12 protein-coding genes and 1 pseudogene are annotated in these 16,720 nt (G+C 36.7%); all 13 read left to right on the top strand.

Annotated features, from left to right (window positions below):
• The first annotated feature begins 1 nt into the window (after position 1).
• A complete protein-coding gene (locus tag MHH90_RS05715; RefSeq protein WP_222357231.1) occupies positions 2 to 1,006 on the top strand; it encodes a hypothetical protein in 1,005 nt (334 codons plus the stop codon).
• Positions 1,007 to 1,032: 26 nt separating this feature from the next.
• Positions 1,033 to 1,869: a hypothetical protein gene (locus MHH90_RS05710; protein ID WP_003045909.1), complete on the top strand. Its 837-nt coding sequence runs from the start codon at positions 1,033 to 1,035 to the stop codon at positions 1,867 to 1,869.
• 121 nt (positions 1,870 to 1,990) lie between these two features.
• Complete coding sequence (locus MHH90_RS05705; protein WP_003045911.1) at positions 1,991 to 2,257, top strand: hypothetical protein; 267 nt, start codon at positions 1,991 to 1,993, stop codon at positions 2,255 to 2,257.
• Between the two features lie 429 nt (positions 2,258 to 2,686).
• A complete protein-coding gene (locus MHH90_RS05700) occupies positions 2,687 to 3,019 on the top strand; it encodes a hypothetical protein (protein ID WP_003045913.1) in 333 nt (110 codons plus the stop codon).
• Positions 3,012 to 3,362 (top strand): hypothetical protein, encoded by a 351-nt coding sequence (locus tag MHH90_RS05695; protein WP_340725834.1) that lies wholly within the window; start codon positions 3,012 to 3,014, stop codon positions 3,360 to 3,362. Before MHH90_RS05700 ends, MHH90_RS05695 begins: the two co-directional genes overlap by 8 nt.
• Positions 3,359 to 4,150, top strand: a complete 792-nt coding sequence (locus tag MHH90_RS05690) for a DNA/RNA non-specific endonuclease (protein WP_003045916.1) — start codon at positions 3,359 to 3,361, stop codon at positions 4,148 to 4,150. Before MHH90_RS05695 ends, MHH90_RS05690 begins: the two co-directional genes overlap by 4 nt.
• A 9-nt stretch (positions 4,151 to 4,159) precedes the next feature.
• Positions 4,160 to 4,615 (top strand): hypothetical protein, encoded by a 456-nt coding sequence (locus MHH90_RS05685; RefSeq protein ID WP_003045918.1) that lies wholly within the window; start codon positions 4,160 to 4,162, stop codon positions 4,613 to 4,615.
• Between the two features lie 56 nt (positions 4,616 to 4,671).
• Positions 4,672 to 7,004: pseudogene (mobP2, locus tag MHH90_RS05680) on the top strand (MobP2 family relaxase).
• Positions 7,005 to 7,125: 121 nt separating this feature from the next.
• Positions 7,126 to 7,383, top strand: coding sequence for a hypothetical protein (locus MHH90_RS05675; protein ID WP_003045923.1), 258 nt, complete (start codon positions 7,126 to 7,128; stop codon positions 7,381 to 7,383).
• An 18-nt stretch (positions 7,384 to 7,401) separates the two neighbouring features.
• The gene (locus tag MHH90_RS05670) at positions 7,402 to 12,531 is read left to right on the top strand and encodes a PBECR4 domain-containing protein (RefSeq protein WP_003045926.1); all 5,130 of its coding nucleotides are present in this window, start codon (positions 7,402 to 7,404) and stop codon (positions 12,529 to 12,531) included.
• 142 nt (positions 12,532 to 12,673) lie between these two features.
• Positions 12,674 to 12,862 carry a competence regulator inhibitor paratox gene (locus MHH90_RS05665; RefSeq protein ID WP_003045927.1) on the top strand — a complete coding sequence of 63 codons (189 nt, stop codon included), beginning with the start codon at positions 12,674 to 12,676 and terminating at the stop codon, positions 12,860 to 12,862.
• 180 nt (positions 12,863 to 13,042) lie between these two features.
• Positions 13,043 to 14,791, top strand: coding sequence for a type IA DNA topoisomerase (locus MHH90_RS05660; protein WP_340725833.1), 1,749 nt, complete (start codon positions 13,043 to 13,045; stop codon positions 14,789 to 14,791).
• A gap of 1 nt (position 14,792) precedes the next feature.
• Positions 14,793 to 16,637: an AAA family ATPase gene (locus MHH90_RS05655; protein ID WP_176693514.1), complete on the top strand. Its 1,845-nt coding sequence runs from the start codon at positions 14,793 to 14,795 to the stop codon at positions 16,635 to 16,637.
• Positions 16,638 to 16,720: the final 83 nt, after the last annotated feature.

The following is a 16,720-nucleotide window of genomic DNA, read 5'->3' as shown; positions in this document are numbered from 1 at the left end:
TATGATAGATACGATTAAGTGCTGGATTGAAAAAATAAAATCTAGTGTAATTGCTAAACCATTTATAACAATCAAAAGATGGTTTCAAGACAATGTGATTAAGCGTAAATTGGTTATTTTTTCCATGCTGTTTACAGCATGGGTTAGTTTATTGTTGGGAGCTATCTACTCCCCACAAAGACAAACTTATACAGATGAGCAACTCAAAACAAAGCGAACATTTGAGAATGGTACAGGAGAAATTAGACTATCTAGTCAAAGTTATTCTCCTGAAACAGGCATTATTGTTCTTCAATTTGAAACTAAGGATTCCACCTCTCCAGTTGATCGAGGTATTGATACCAAACGTCTTAAATGGAATCTATACGCACAGAATAAGACAGCTGATACCATTATGGAAATCGTGCCAATTGTAGATAATAAAATCTCTGTTATTATCCGAAATGTTCCAGAAAATTTTGGGGCTTATGCGATTGATATTACTAATAAGACAGTTGCTACAAGCGATATTGATATTGATGTTTCTACTCCTTCAGATGAGCAGGAAAAAACTGTTAATCAAGAAGATGATGACGATGATAATGTTGTTCAATTTTATGTGACAACTCAAAATAGTAAACTGAAAAAAGAGATAATTAAAAGTGTTTCTCGTGAAGAATTTGCTTTATCAGAAATCATAGAAGAAAAGGATTTTCAGGAAGGACAGATTGAGAAATTAAATAACTCAATAGAGCAACTGAAAGCCTCTATCGAGGATGATGAATCTCGGAAAAATGGTTTACTCAAAGAGGCAGAATATCTCTCTGGTGATGACTTAGAATCTAATCAAAAAGATGTTGCGACTATCGAAAGTAATATAGAAACTAAGAATAGATCTATTGAGACTGCAACTCAAAATATTGAAAAAGTTCAGGCTAAGATTGTTAGTCTTGAGAAAAAAGAAACAGCAGTTAAAGATGGAACCTTTGAATTTTCAAACCCAATTGAAACTGTCGAAATGAAATAATAAAAAAAGAAAAGAGGAAAAATCTTATGAAAAACTTCGTTCAAAAATGGAAATCATTAAACAAAATTGGTCTTAAATTATCTCTTATTTGTGGCTTAAATTGGCTCGTTGGTTTTATCTCTAAAAGCCAGTTTTATCTATTCTCAGCTGCTTTTGCAGGTGTGTTGACTTACTACATACCTCAGGAAGTACGAAAAATTACATTGGATATTTTAGTGCTTTTTTTCTTAGCAAGTGGTGTGGGAAGTTTATTTTATTCCTTTCTTTTACAAGCGTTTAGAAGAATGAAGTCTGCATTTTATTCTTTAGTATTATTGCTATTTTTTGAGTTAGGAATACAGTATGTTAGTCAGCATACGTTATCAGAATCTATGGTTGATCGCTTGCTTACTTTTTGGTCAATCAGTCTTGTTATTATGCTTCTTGCTAAGTTTATTCTACCAATATTGTTTAATCACTATCTCTTCAAAAATGTTATTAACAAAGACTATTTAGGAATCCGAAAAACAACAGACTGGTTGCGATTTATGGATGATGTTGATGCAGATGAAAAAGATGCTAATAAACGGATGAAAAGAATTAACAAAAATGCTGTTAAACCAGCTTATCAAGAAGTAGTAGAATTGAGCTTTTTGAATAGAGAAGTGTTAACAGGTATTAGCTATAAAGCAGTTCCATTTGAAAAAGAAACTGAACGTACTTTTATAGATGATGATACCATCTATTATCCAATTTTTACAGTTCATCCTTTTGGAAGTTTGGAAGGAAAATCAGACTTTTATCATAAGCTAATTAAACTCAAACTCAGCCGAAAAGCAGCTTTTACTGTAACAGGTGAATTAAGCGTACTGAAGAAAGTTTAACATATGGAGCTCCCTAATTTTGATATTAGGGAGTTTTTGTATTTCCTGTGATTTGTCCGCTTAACGCAAGAAATTTTGTTATCCCTTATACTAAAATTATCAAAATGAAGGAGGCTATTAAATGGCAAAAAAAGATCTTACTAAAATTGATTTGGAACTAGAGGAAGCAAAGAAAAAAGTTGCTTCTTTAGAAAATGAACGGAAGCTTGTGGAAGAAAATCTTCAAAAACAAATTGGTAAATTTTACGTTCAGATTCAATTGAAAAAGGACAAGAATCAGTCCTATGAATCAATTCTTGATGATTTAAAAACAGAGCTTGCAATTATTAAAGAAGATGAAAAAGCAAGACGTGAGGCTGCTAAAAAAGAGCGAGAAGAAGGAGAATAAAATAGTTTAACTTACTACCTTTCCAGCTGAATAGTTACCACATTTTGACAGTTGAATACTGTGTGTGTTTGTGGCTGTTACGGTGTGTCTAAGTGTGTATATTGGAAGATACATTGTGTTTAGGTGTGTAACCTATGTGTGTGTAAGTAGGCGTAGCCGAGAAAATTGGGGACACAGGAAACGTTGATACTATCAACATATCACGGCACGTGATATCAGTTTCCCTTATGCTCTTTTCTAACACAACACACCCTAGAAGGCATTAGCCGCAGTAGTGTGCGTTTGTGTGTGGAAAAACCGCAAAAGTAGAACCAGTTTGGTTCGTGACGTTGCGAGGTCGAGGTTTTCTTTTTTGCTTCTTTTAGCTTTTGCCTCGTCAAAAGAAAAAAGAAGGGCGCTTTATTTTTGAAAGGAGAGTAGCATAACTGTATGGTATCGAAAAAAACAGAATTAAAAATTCGAGGGCTATCTATTCAAGAGATAGATTACTTAAAAGCTCTTGCAAGAGAAACTAAAGCAAAATCATTTAATGAATTTTTACTAGCCATGTGTCGTGAAAAAATTGAAAAAGGTCAATTCAATTTAGTTGAATCGAACTATCTTTCGTATTTAGAAAATATGAAATTGACATCAGATCATGTTTTAGTATTGACTCAAAAACAGACAAATCTATTATCTGACTTTGAAACGAAAATGGCTCGCTATGCAGATCATATTTCGAGATGGCTTGAGTATGAAGGAGAGGTAGAAAGTAGTGACTAAAAATTTTATTATCCGTAACGTTCCTGAAAAAGTATTTACTCAGTTACATATGATTTCGGAAGAATATGAGTATCCGTCTTTTAATGAATTCATGCTTGCTCAACTGCAACGGATTGTCGAAAATAGAGGACTGGATTTATATGATAATAAGTTTGCGGGAACTCTGGCAGATATTAAAAAACAACAGTCACAGATATTGGAACTGTTACTAAAAAATGAAATCAAGTTATTAGCTTACAGTGCTAATCAAGAAATTGTTGAAGAGTTGACAACAGACTGGTTGCGATTTATGGATGATGTTGATGCGCTTGCTGCTGAAAGAGAGGCAGGAGGGCGCTCATGAAAAAGAACAAATTCTTATTAGTCAGTATTTTATTTATTGTCATATTGCTAGTGCAGCCACAAAATTTTCAATCTCTCAAAAGTGCATTTACTCAAAATGATCTGGCTAGTCAGTTAAATATTGCAGATTCACCTGAAGAAAAAAATGGTGATTTAGGCAATGCTCATCAGACACAAAATGAAGAATTGAAAGGTAAGGTGTTTGATGGGAAACATCAGGTTATTGTAGTGAATGATAAAGCACAATTTACTGATGAAGAGTTGAGTCTAGAAAATGGTTCATGGGTAAAATACAGTAACCTAGATTTCTTGAATCGTGTTGGTGTTGCTGAAGCAATGTTGGGCCAAGAGTTGATGCCAACAAATGAACGTGAAGATATTTCATCAGTAAAACCGACTGGATGGAAGAATAAAAAAATCCTGTTTAATGGAAAACAAGATTATTTGTATAATCGGTCACACTTGATTGGATTTCAACTAAGTGGTGAGAATGCTAATGTAAAAAATCTATTTACAGGAACACGTGCCCTTAATGCAAACTTTGATGATGAAAAATCATCTATGGTTTATTACGAAAATATGGTCGCTACCTATATCAAGGAAACAGGGCATCATGTTCGTTATCGGATTACACCACTATTCAAAAATGTAGAATTAGTTGCTCGTGGTATTCGTATGGAAGCACAGAGTGTAGAAGATGAAACAGTGTCGTTTGATATTTATATCTTTAATGTTCAATCAGGATATGATATTAACTATCTGACAGGAACTTCAAAAAAATCAGAGTAAGGAGAAGCAATGACTAGAAGAATCAACGTCTATTTTAACGAAGAGACATTACAGAAGTTTACTGAAATCAAAAGTTATTTAGAAGAAGAAATGGGAGGAAGTCTGAATCGTCAAAGTCCTAACAACTCAGCGACAGTAGTTAAAGTGATTCATGCCTTTCATAAACTATTTTTGGAAACAGGAGAAAGACAACCATTTTCCGAAAGACTGTCTCGGCTGGAAAAAAATTTGGGCTCTTCGGATGAACAAAAACTCTTAAAATCAATTAGGCATCAGATGGATCAATTGCTCTATTTGGAATTAACTAATTTCCATGCTATCACAAAAGGAAATGATTTTGATATTCAAGATTTAGAGTCTATTCATTCCCACTTTGATCCACAACAAAATGAACTAATTGCACGTATTGAAGATCTTATCAAAGAAGATGTTAGTCGAGGACAAACGATTAAACATTCTCACTAATCAATAAATGAAAGGAGACAGTGGTGAGTGAACAAAAAAGTCCTGGCATCACATTTATGATCCAATATACAGAAGCAAATGCTCAATATGTGGATTATACTAATCGTGATGAAGCTGTCAAAATTGATGATGAGTTATCTTTAGAAACGAGCCGACAAATGATAGAAGGATTGACTGAAGATGAGATGATTCGTATTCAAGAAGCTGTCCCTGAAACACAGTTGAATTTTAGAGAATACATTGATTATATGAATCGCTCCTATGCTACAGAAGAACAGTCTGAAGAATTGACTGCGGTCTTTACTCAAGAAGCAGACTACCTTCAAAAGCAGCGGTTAACAGAGTTAAAAAATCAACTGGAAACAGCCTATCAAAATGGATCTCTACTTTGGCAGGGTGTTATTTCATTTGATAATGCTTTTCTAGCGGAACAAGGTCTGTATGATGTGGCTACTGGTCAAGTGGATCAAAAGGCAATTAAGGCAGTTATGCGTGACATGATGCCAACACTTATCCAAAAAGAGGGGCTTTCTGATTCTGCTTTTTGGTGGGGGAATATTCATCTGAATACAGATAATATTCATATTCATTTTGGACTGTCTGAGGTTGAATCTAATCGTGACAAAATTTTCTATCGGCCTCGTGGACGTATGGAGTACAAAGGAAATTTTTCCCAGAAAACAATCAACCGTTTTAAGAGTGGTATCTATCATGGACTTCTGAAAGAAGAAACACGATCAAACCTTATCAGAAAAGAGCAGGTTCTTGCTAACTTAAAAACTGACTTAATGACTTCAGTTTACCAGGAAGACAAAATCACCTCTTCAGCTGAAAAAAATTTTTTGGAACAGGCCTATAATCACTTGCCGCTAAACAAGAGGTGGCGTTATGGATCTAATGCCAGAGATTTTGCGGTTAGTAAGTTTTTTCTTGATCGTTATTTAGATTCCTATTTGCAAAATGAGGGGAGTGTTGCCTATCAAGAATTTCTTCAAGAGACTAGGGAATTGCTAAAGACCTACGCTGGGGTCTATTCGGCTGAAAAAAATCAAGTCTATGAAAAAATCCGAAAGGTTGATGGACAAACAATTCGGACACTGGCTGAATCCAAAGGATATGATTTAGAACATCATTTAGCACGTCGTGTGATGGATTTAAGGGAGCGTTTAGCTAATAATATCTTACGATCGTTCAGAGAGGCAGCGCCACAAATTCAGGACGTTCAGCTGGAAAAAATTTGAAGGACTTTTCTGTTTTGAATCAGAAAAAAATTTTGGAACAACTACCTAAAGCAAGTGTAGTAAAAAGTCAGAAAGCTTGGCAGAAGTTAGGTTATTTTGTGAAACCTAGAGAACAACCACTTGAAATTATAAAGCCAGTCTATGAAGCTTACGATACGGATGGTAAGGGAATTGGTCAGCCAGAGTTTGTCCTAGATTATGTTTATGACATTAGCCAGCTAACAGAAAATATTCAGATGAAAACCTTGACACTAAAAGACTTATCCTTATTGTCATCAAATGAATTAAAAGAGTTGGTGGATGCTGCTAAGTTAAAGCCTAACCCTACAGAGAAAGAACGTCGTGAATTAGGTACTTATCGTTATGCGCTGAAACTCAGTATGTTAGAAGCTAGTCAGAAGGAGCTGCAAGTTCGTCAAAAACTACTTGAACAGATCCAGCCACTAGCTTCTGATCAACCATTTGTGGATTTCAAGAAACAATCAATAACTCAGGAGTTGCAGGCTATACAGTTACAACTCACTCCTAACTATAAGTTATCTGAAGAGGAGCAGTTTCTTAAGCAGCGGTTAAAAGGTCAATTTGAGGATAGTGTTGCATTACCTATCAATAAAGCTACTGCGGGCACGATACAGCTCCCTATTAGGCAGCTGAGATCTGAGATAGGGTTTGTCAATCAACTTCAAGATGATGGGATTTTAACGCTTCTGAAAGGGGTGACAACCTCAAAAGAGGCTTATGTTGAGGAACTTCAAACTCACATCTCTATTTTTCAGTTGAAATATCAAATCAACACGAGAAATCAACAGATGAATCAATTATCTGATGAATCAGCTATCAAAGAGATAAAAATCGCTAATGCACAAGGTTTTAAAGAGTTAAAGCGTTTATATGCCAAATTACAACCAAATGAAGAGAATCAAAGTCAGATTACTCAAGCTGTTTCTAAGCAATTACAAGAGCGTAAAGTCATCAAAAAAGCTCAAATGCAACAGTCACAGGGAAGTGGTAGAATCAATACCGACTTTATGAAACAACTAACAGCTTCTCTTAAACGGTCACAACAAGCAAGTAAAAAAGCACTGATGGAACGTGCACGAAGCGATGAACGTGAGGAGCAAGAGGAACGCAGACAAGCTCAACGCTAATAAGTCATTGATAAGCTATCAATGGCTTTTTTGCTGAAAAATCCTGTGAGTTGTCCGCTTAATGTAAGAAAATCCATTATCTCTTACACTAAAAGTAACTGTAGAAAAGGAGGTGAAGACAATGTTACATTTCCCAGGTGTCTCAGAAGAGGAATTTGATTTTGAAGCTGAGTGGTTGGTTAGGGCCATTGATGATACTCAAAAGAAAATTCTTTTTTCCGGACAAGGAAAAAATGGTGATCTAGAATTAGAACTTGATTTTCAAGATAATGCAGAGCAGTTTGAAAATTTTTCGGTTGGAGAGCTAGTTCAATTACCAAAAGAAATTTTTGTTGTTCCTGAAATAGCACCATATCAGCCGACATATGAGTGTTTTTAGTGAATGAAAGGAGTTTTTATGGCAGAAGAACATACACAACAACAATCTCCACGTGGGAAAAGCCGTCGTGAGAGAGTAGAGCATGCCAGATCTCGTGATATTTTAGACGTTGCTAATGAACTTAGCATGGAATTGGTTCAATCAGGCCGAGATTATCGCTGGAAAGAGCACGACTCTATGGTGATTTCACCTGAAAAAAACATGTGGAATTGGTTTTCACGTCATCAAGGTGGTGATGTTATTGCTCTAGTTCAAACTATGAAAGAAGTCAACTTTAATCAAGCAATTGACTTTCTCAATGATGGTACCTTTAAAGAATTTACTCATGTAGAACGAGTACAAGAGCCGTTTACCTACTATTTGCAGCCTTATGAGCAGCCATTTGAAGCTGCCAGAAACTATCTAAAAGAACAACGTGGCCTTTCTGATGAAACGATTGATTTTTTCTTAGAAAAGGGAGTCCTTGCCCAAGCTAATGCTAAGGTTAATGGCAGTATTGAGCCAGTAGTTGTTTTTAAGTCATTTGATTTCTCAGGTGAAATTGTAGGGGCTACGCTGCAAGGTATTGAAGAAAATTGGGAGAAATGGCCAGAACGTGGATATGCTAAGAATATTGTCAGAAATTCAGATGGTATTACTGGTATGCACGTTGACATTGGGCAACCTAATCGCCTTATCTTTGCAGAAAGTGCTATTGATTTGATGTCTTACTATGAGTTGAATAGAGAAAAACTACAAGATGTCAGATTAGTATCGATGGACGGCTTGAAAGAATCTGTGGTAGGAAGGCATTTAGCACAGCTTCAGGCAGATATTTCAGGTCGTCCGCTGCGTTGGACTCATGATCAATTAGCAGAAGGATTACAGACAGCTATTGATAATAATTTCTTTACAGATGGAAAACATGCAAACTGGATCACTCTTGCAGTAGATAACGATGAAGGAGGACGAAACTTTATCAGTTCACTGCGTGAAAAGGGGGCTGTTGTCATAGAAGCCTTGCCTCCTGAACGTATTCCAGGCGAAAAGGCAGACTGGAATGATACTCTCAAGAGATTAAAAGCGTGGGTTGAGGAAGTTAAAAATAGCGAAACTATCTCTGAACGGCCTATGGTTGATTACCGAGAACAGGTTAATGACCTCATTTTAGATATCACCAAAGACGATACGGGATTTTATTTATGGCACGATGAAGAACTGAAGAGTCTTGAAGTTGACGATGCTGTTCTAGAAGAATTCCATCATAATCTTGGAGAGGAACAGTATCAAATTGCTGGTGCCAAGCTCTACGTTGAAGAGTCGATCAACGATGGGGCAACAGGCTATCTCTCTCTTGAAGGGCATGCGTTAGATGAGAACGGCATTCGTGACTATCTATCTAATCAAGAGTTTTCAGAAGTAGAACAAGTTGAGTTTTTGGAAAAATTACAGGCAGAACTCCCTAGTGTTTGGGATAAGGTTCTTACTCACTATGATAAGGAACTAGAGACAATTATTGGGAAGTACAATCTTGCAGGCAATCAAAAAGACCCTAGAATGAACCAAAGTATTGGGCTTGATATTGTGTTTGAGACTTCAAATAACCCAACGATTGCAGAAAAATATTCATCAGGTGACATTGTACCGTATGTTTCTTTCGTTAAAGATTTGTATGTGGCTAATAATGAGGATTATAAACGAAAATCAGAAGATGGTCTTTATCCCAGGATGCACTTTGATCATTCCGAGGGGACTTGGTTTGCGATTAGAGACGAACAAGGGAATACCTTGGTCAAAGAATGTATTTACGATGTAGGATATGAATTTGCACCACTATCTGAACGTTTGAATAGAGTCATTCCAGAAGAATATTTAGAGTATGCTAAACAAATTGATTCTGATATTTCGTTCAGTACAGTTTCTGTAGAAAGTAATCAAGATTCTGGAATAGAAGTAAAGCTCTACAATAATCAAGAACAGATTGATACGTTAGATTTTAATGACCTCTTTAATCATACAGATTTAGAAATGATGGCAAACGAGCTAGGTCATACAGATTTTAACGAGATACCTGGTACCTATTCCGTCTCTATTGCAGGCATACAGCTTAGCCAGGAACAGGTAGATGGTCTTATTGATCGTATGATCAATGAAGAGGTAGATAGTTCTCAATTAAAACAATTATTGAGTAGTGATAAGTTTGATTTAATCAGCTATATTGCTCATCAGGATGCTGATTCCTTATCTTCAGTTGTTTTAGAACAAAAAGAAAAGTCCCTTGATAATGTTCAAGAGACGGATAGTATTTTTGGACAACAAAAAAATGCTGAGGGTACAATCGGGGATTTTCCTGAAAATCAGGAGGCAGCACCTCTACCTGAAGCGAACGTATCGCAACCTTTGAATGACTTGTCACCAAGCCAAACTCAGCCTCAGCCTTTATTACATTTTAGCATAAATGAGGATGGACAGTCAATTAATAAGCGCCATTATCATGTTATTAGTAACAAGGATTTAGTGAAATTGAATCGTTATGCTCCTACGCTACAACAAGCTGCGAATTGGTATCTGAATGAATTAGCAGATAGTAAAATATACTACTTTTATCAACAAAATGATTCTATACAGACACTTCAAGTGTTATTTGATAAAGATAAATTTCAGCACTTAACAGGAGTTTTTCCATATAAGGAAGGTCAGTCAGCAGAGCAAACATTGGAAGATTTTGCTAATGGTAATGGTGCTTTTGACACAATTCTCTTAGCAAATAAAGGTGCAGCGTTTGATAAGTTAAAAGTCTTGCCTGAATTGCCAGCAATTGTAGAATCAGATTCATTTTATTTTGGTGATCTGTCTGAAGTTCCAAAACTTCATTCTTTAGATTTGGATAAAGCCATTAAATCTGGGGATGAAGATATTATTTTGGCACTTAGGACTGTTGATAATACTACTTTTCCAGCTAGTTTGATGAAGCTACGTACAGGATTAAAAAATCAGTTAGCACAATCAGCTGACGAAAACATTATTTTGGGTGTTTATAGAGAAAGAAATGGGCAAATTGATCAACTGTCAATCAATGAAGAGTTTGTCAAAGATGGTGGTCAAGAAATGTTATCAATTTTAGAAAATAAGCAATATGAAGAGGCTCTTGAACCGAGTCAAGAAATTGTTCAAAGCGATACTATCTCAGCTGAACTTTTCACACAGGTGCTAGATGCTGCATATAATGCAGGAGATCCTAGACAACTGGGAACAGAACTACCTGAAGAGTCAAAAGCTGCATGGGAGCATTACTATGAACTTTCTGATGGTCATGATGGAAACTTTACTGCTGTGATTGCAGCAGCTGACCAGCAAGAGCTAGTTGATAAATCGTCACATTTCTATCAAGAGTGGCATCAAGACCGTATCTATAATGAAACTTACCATGTACGTCTTCAATGGTCTGAAATATGGCCAGATGGCCCTCAGATTCCATTTAAGGAAACAGAGCTTGTAGAGTATCAAACATTTGCTGAAGAGCTTTACAAGCAGAATAGAGCCTTATACGACAGTCATCAAGAAAGTTTGGCAACAGGAAATCAAGCAGATTATGTACCGTTTACTAAAGTTAAATTTGACGTGTATGCTCCTGGAGGCATACTAATCAAAGATAATATCCGCTATGATATTGGTGATGAAACGGAACCTATCTCACGCTTGTTGGGGCTAGGCTATCGTCGTTTAGAAGGACAGCCTGAGTTAGCAGCCATCGACGAAAAGATTCTTTCTCAGCTGGAAAAGCAAGAAGTGAATCAGGAAATTGCAACTGAAGCTAATGAGCAGAATTTAAAGATGCCAGACATTCTTTTAGATGAAACAAATAATCCTAGAGAACATTTCCAATCTCCTAATCAAGAAATGAAAGTTAGTTTAGCTCAAAGGCTTGAAGAGATTATGGCTGAAGAATCAGTTAAAAATCCAGTCAGAGAAAATGAGCAGGAGCATCCTGTGACATCTGATGAACCATTTGATTATACCAGCGCATCCGCTTTTGAAATCAGTGAACATGCTTTCCAAAAAATTCGTGAATACACACAGTCACCTGAAGATTTAATGGAGTATATGGATTTCATGAGTAAATTCCCACAGCTATCTCCTAGAAACGTTGCCTTAATTCATGAGCAGTGGAACGGTGCTAATGCTGTTGCAACCTATGATCAGTGGCAAGCTATGGGAGAAACTTTAGGTATTAAACCAGACGATGTTATCCAGACAAAAGCGACGTACACCAACAAGAGGACTGGTGAAACGAAAGAAATTGTACACCAAGGACTGTCAGTTAAAACAGGCGAGAAGTCTAAAATTACGCTTTTTAGGCCAGTTATGGCTAAGATGATTCCAGTTCTAGATGAACATGGCCAACAGCTAAAAAATGATAAAGGCAATCCAAAGTACAAAAAATTGTCTGATGCTACGCCACAAGAAAAAGTTCTTGTGAAAGAGGGCAAACTTCCTGTACGTCAATTCCAAGAAAGGGATCCGAAAACAGGGTATCCTCGTTTTACCACTTACAAGGTTTTTGAACTATCACAAACTACACTTAAACCAGAAAGTTATCCTAAAGCAATGCCAAACCGTCACTATAACTTCAACGTGGATAAAGTTAAGACTAAAGAGGTACTTGAGGGCTTGTGTGACTATGCTGATAGTATTGGTGTTAAGATGATGAAAGATGAAGCTCATGTTTTAGGAAATGCCAAAGGTGCCTTTTTTCCAGATGAACAGATTATTTTAATCAATCCAGATAACACACCTGGAGAAAAAATTGCAACTACCATACATGAGTTAGCCCATGCAACGCTGCATAATCCTAAAATGACCGAGCAGTATAAAGAAAATGTTCCTTTAGATCAAAAAGAACTAGAAGCTGAGATGACAAGTCATCTGCTTTCAAAACATTTTGGGCTAGATACTTCTGAAAAAGCTATTGACTATATGGCAGGTTGGACAAATAATCTCAAAGCTTTAGATGATAAACAACTAGCTGATTCGTTGAAACGAGTTCATAAAACTGTTTCTAAAATGTTGAAGAAAGTTGAATCTCATACCAAACCACATCAAGTAGGAAAAAATAGAGGACAAGCGCCAAATTTTCCTAAAGCTCCAACCAAAGGGCCTAGTCGGTAATCTAATCAGGGAAAAGATTCCCTATGTATCAGATACCCTTAGCAATTGCTGAGGGTATTTTTGTGCTGTGTTTAACAATTTTGAAATTTCCTGCTGTATTTAAAAATTTCTTTACGAATAATTAAGTAAGGAGGTGGAAAGTATGTTACATTATGATGAATTGAAGCAGGCTGTAGATAATGGTTATGTTAAAGGGGATGAGGTTAGTGTGGTCAGAAAAGAAGGGAAGATTTTTGATTATGTTTTACCAAATGAACCTGTGAGACCGTGGGAAGTTGTAACAGTAGAATCCTTATCTGAAGTTCTGTCTGAGCTTTCTGAGTCTGAATAATTCTGGTATCTCACATTTGTAAGGTACTCTCATCTGAGAGTACCTTTTATTGTACATAAAATGGCACAAAAAGTTATATAACTTTTTTGAGTTGGCATACCTATCCGATACTTTGTCCGCTTAACGCAAGAATTGCCATTATCCCTTATGATGAAATTACTACAGGAAAGGAGAGAAAATATGGTAACAGTTATTCTAGCTGAAAAAGAAAATCAAGCTGCTGCGTATGCGGAAAGCCTTGGTTCGGCTAGTAAAAAAGGTAAAGTACACATTGTTAAACAAACCCCTTATTTTTCAGATGAAGTTCACATTATTGCTGCTGAAGGGCATTTATTTGAATACGGATTACCAGAAGATAATTGGGATTTAACAAAATTGCCCCTGATTGACGTTTCTTTTAAGCAAACCTTGAAACAAGATAAAACTTCTAAAGATATCTTCAAACAGATTTACCAGGAAGTGACATCAGCTGATCAAGTCATTATAGGTACGGATTCAGACCGTGAAGGAGAGCGGATTGCTTACTCAATTCTGTCTCATATTCCTGATGGAAAGAAAAAAGTCACCAAACGCTTATGGGTCAATTCATTGACAACAAGAGCACTACAAAAAGCCTTTCAAAATCTAAGGGAACCGCTAGAGACTTATAACTACTATCTAGAGGCCGAGGCACGTGCACAATCAGATTGGTTGGTCGGGATGAACCTATCGCCTTTAGTCACCTTAGAATTACAAAATAAAGGGAGACTTCCTAAAGGAAAAGGCAATAGCTTATCCGTTGGCCGTGTTCAAACACCAGGAGTACGTTTAATCTGTGAGAATGAATTGGCTATTCAAAACTTCAGACCAGAAACATATTGGAAGCTTCGTTTAGAGGACAAAGATTTAGGAATTACTTTTTCAAATAAAGAGAAATATTCTGATAGTGATATTGTCTTATCAACTTCAAGACAACTTCAATCTGTCTCTACCATTTCTTCAGTTGAAACAGAAGAAATTCAGGAGGCAGCACCCTCATTATTTAATTTATCGGATATTCAGGGGATAGCGGCTAAACAGTGGGGATTTGATTCTTCTAAAACAGAAAGTTTGATTGAAGGTCTCTATCTAAAAAAATATCTGTCCTATCCTAGAACCGATACTCGCTTTATCACGGAAGATGAGTTTGACTACTTGAAAAACTATTTGAAGAGCTATCAAGAGGTTGTTAATTGCTCTTTTGAGGCAGTAAATTTAAATCCTAGGGAAGATTATGTTAATCCAGAAAAATTGGATAAAACAAGCCACTACGCTCTTATACCAACTGAAAACATTCCTAATCTAGTGACTTTGAAGCCAGATGAGCGGTTAATCTATGAAGCAGTTGTTCGCAGAACTCTTCTGATGTTTGCGGCAGATTGTCGTTATTTAACGACAACAGTTGAAGTGGAAAATCAAGAATTAGTTTTCAAAACGACTGGACGACAAATGATTGACTTGGGGTGGGTCGCTTATAGTCAGCAAAAATTAAAAGCAGATGTTGAGCTACCTGATTACCGCGTAGGAGATCAGATTGAAACTAAAACAATCATTGTAGAAGGAGTGACTAAGCCTCCTAAGAGAATTACTGAGAGTCAACTGATTAGTGAGATTTTGCCGAAGTATGGATTAGGCACGCAAGCAACCAGAGCTGCTATGCTAAAAACAATTCAGGATAGAGGTTATGTGACCAAAGATAAAAAGACAGGTCAGCTATTCCCAACAAATAAAGCCTATCTCTTGATTCATTACCTTTATGATAATGAATTTGCTAGTCCTGAAACGACAGGAGGATGGGAGTTGTTTCTCTCTCAAATTGGTGAGGGTAAGATTAACCCACGTGAGTTTGTCGATGCCATAAAAGAAAAGTTGGTGAACCAGGTTGCTGCTGCAAAGGAAAGGAGTGATTGAAGTGGACGATGAATTGAAGACCCCCTATCTTGATAAATACACTGATAATTTGTCAGCTAAGGTTGCTAAAAAATCAGATGATTACCAAGTTTATGGCCGTGATAAGGAAGTAAAAGCGGTCATTATCTCTCTTCTCAGACGAACTAAAAATAATCCTATCTTGGTAGGAGAAGCTGGAGTTGGGAAAACAGCTATTGTGGAAGGCCTAACGCTTGCTATTATGCGTGGTCAAGTTCCTGAACCTTTAAAAAGGTTAACAGTTCGCTCTCTGGAACTCTCTAGCTTGATGAGTGAAGAAGATGGTGGCTTTATTGCCAAGTTTAAGAAGATTATTGAAGAGATGGTTGCGACACGTGGCCGTAATCTTCTCTTTGTAGATGAATTTCATACTATCGTTGGTGCAGGTAGCCAAGATGGTCAAGCCCTCGATGCAGGAAATGTGATTAAACCAGTTTTAGCACGTGGGGATATTCAGCTTATTGGTGCGACTACCTTAGATGAGTTTCATGACTATGTAGAGACTGATAGAGCCTTGGAACGTCGGATGCAACCAGTCATGGTAGAAGAGCCCACCATTCCACAAGCCATATCCATTATTGATCAGGCCAAAATAATTTATGAGAAATTTCATGGGATTCAAATTTCTTCTGAAGCTGTGAAACAAGCTGTACGTTTATCTGTTCGTTATCTAACAGATCGCTTTCTGCCAGACAAAGCTTTTGATTTGATTGATGAAGCAGCAACCATTGCTTCAGCTGAAGGAAAAGACAGTATTACAGAAGAGGATATTGCCCAGGTCTTGAAGGATAAAACTGGTATTCCTGTCACTACAATATTAAAAGGTGATCAGGAACGCTTAGATGGTCTGAAGGAAAAATTAATGAATCGTGTCAAGGGGCAAGAGGATGCTATTGATGCTATTGTGGATGCTGTCACTATTGCTCAAGCTGGATTGCAAGATGAGAATAAACCGATTTCGTCATTCATGTTCCTGGGCCCAACAGGTGTTGGTAAAACAGAGTTATCAAAGGCTTTAGCTGAAGCGCTCTTTGATGATGAAAATGCTATGATTCGTTTTGATATGTCTGAGTTCAAAGAGAAAGAAGATGCAGCTAAACTGATTGGTAATCGTGCAACGAAAACAAAAGGGCAGCTGACACAGGCTGTAAAACAAAAGCCTTATTGCGTTGTATTACTAGATGAGGTTGAAAAGGCTGATGGTGAAGTTCTGGATCTTTTTCTTCAGGTGCTAGATGATGGTCGTTTAACAGATAGTTCAGGACGTTTGATTAGCTTCAAAAATACTATTGTCATAATGACCACTAATATTGGAGCCAAAAAGATTATCAATAAATGGGAGTTGAAGGGGAGTTTCCAGCATTTAACAGAACGTGATAGGCAACAATTTGAGAAGTCAATGATTAGTGAACTTGAAACTGAGTTTAGACCAGAGTTCCTTAATCGTATTGAAAATAAGCTTATCTTCAATCTTTTGGAACGAGAAATTATTGAAAAGATAGCAGAAAAAAACTTGTCTGAAATTGAAGATAGAATGAGGCGTCAAAATATGACACTCTCATATGAGCCTAGTTTAATTCAGTATTTATCTGATGTTGGAACCGATGTAAAAAATGGCGCACGTCCCTTAGAGCGTTTGATTAAAAGAAAAGTTTTAGCCCCTATTTCAGCTAAAAGTCTTTCTTTAGATAAAAGTAGGCAAACCTACAATATTCATCTATGGGTTGAGGGAGAGGCACCAGATAGCCAACATCGAAAAGATTTGAGACAAATTCAGCTAGATGTTGAAGGAGAAATTGGAGAAGAAGTTGATGCTCTTTTCAGCTGAAAAAAACTTTTTTCCCATGACTTGTCCGCTTAACGCAGGAATTTTCATTATCCCTTACACTAATAATGTCAATAAAATAAAGG

The organism is Streptococcus sp. FSL E2-3488, from assembly GCF_038003585.1.
Lineage (GTDB): Bacteria > Bacillota > Bacilli > Lactobacillales > Streptococcaceae > Streptococcus > Streptococcus thermophilus.
The sequence above is the reverse complement of the archived record's forward strand: the minus strand, read 5'-3'. Positions and strand labels throughout refer to the sequence as shown.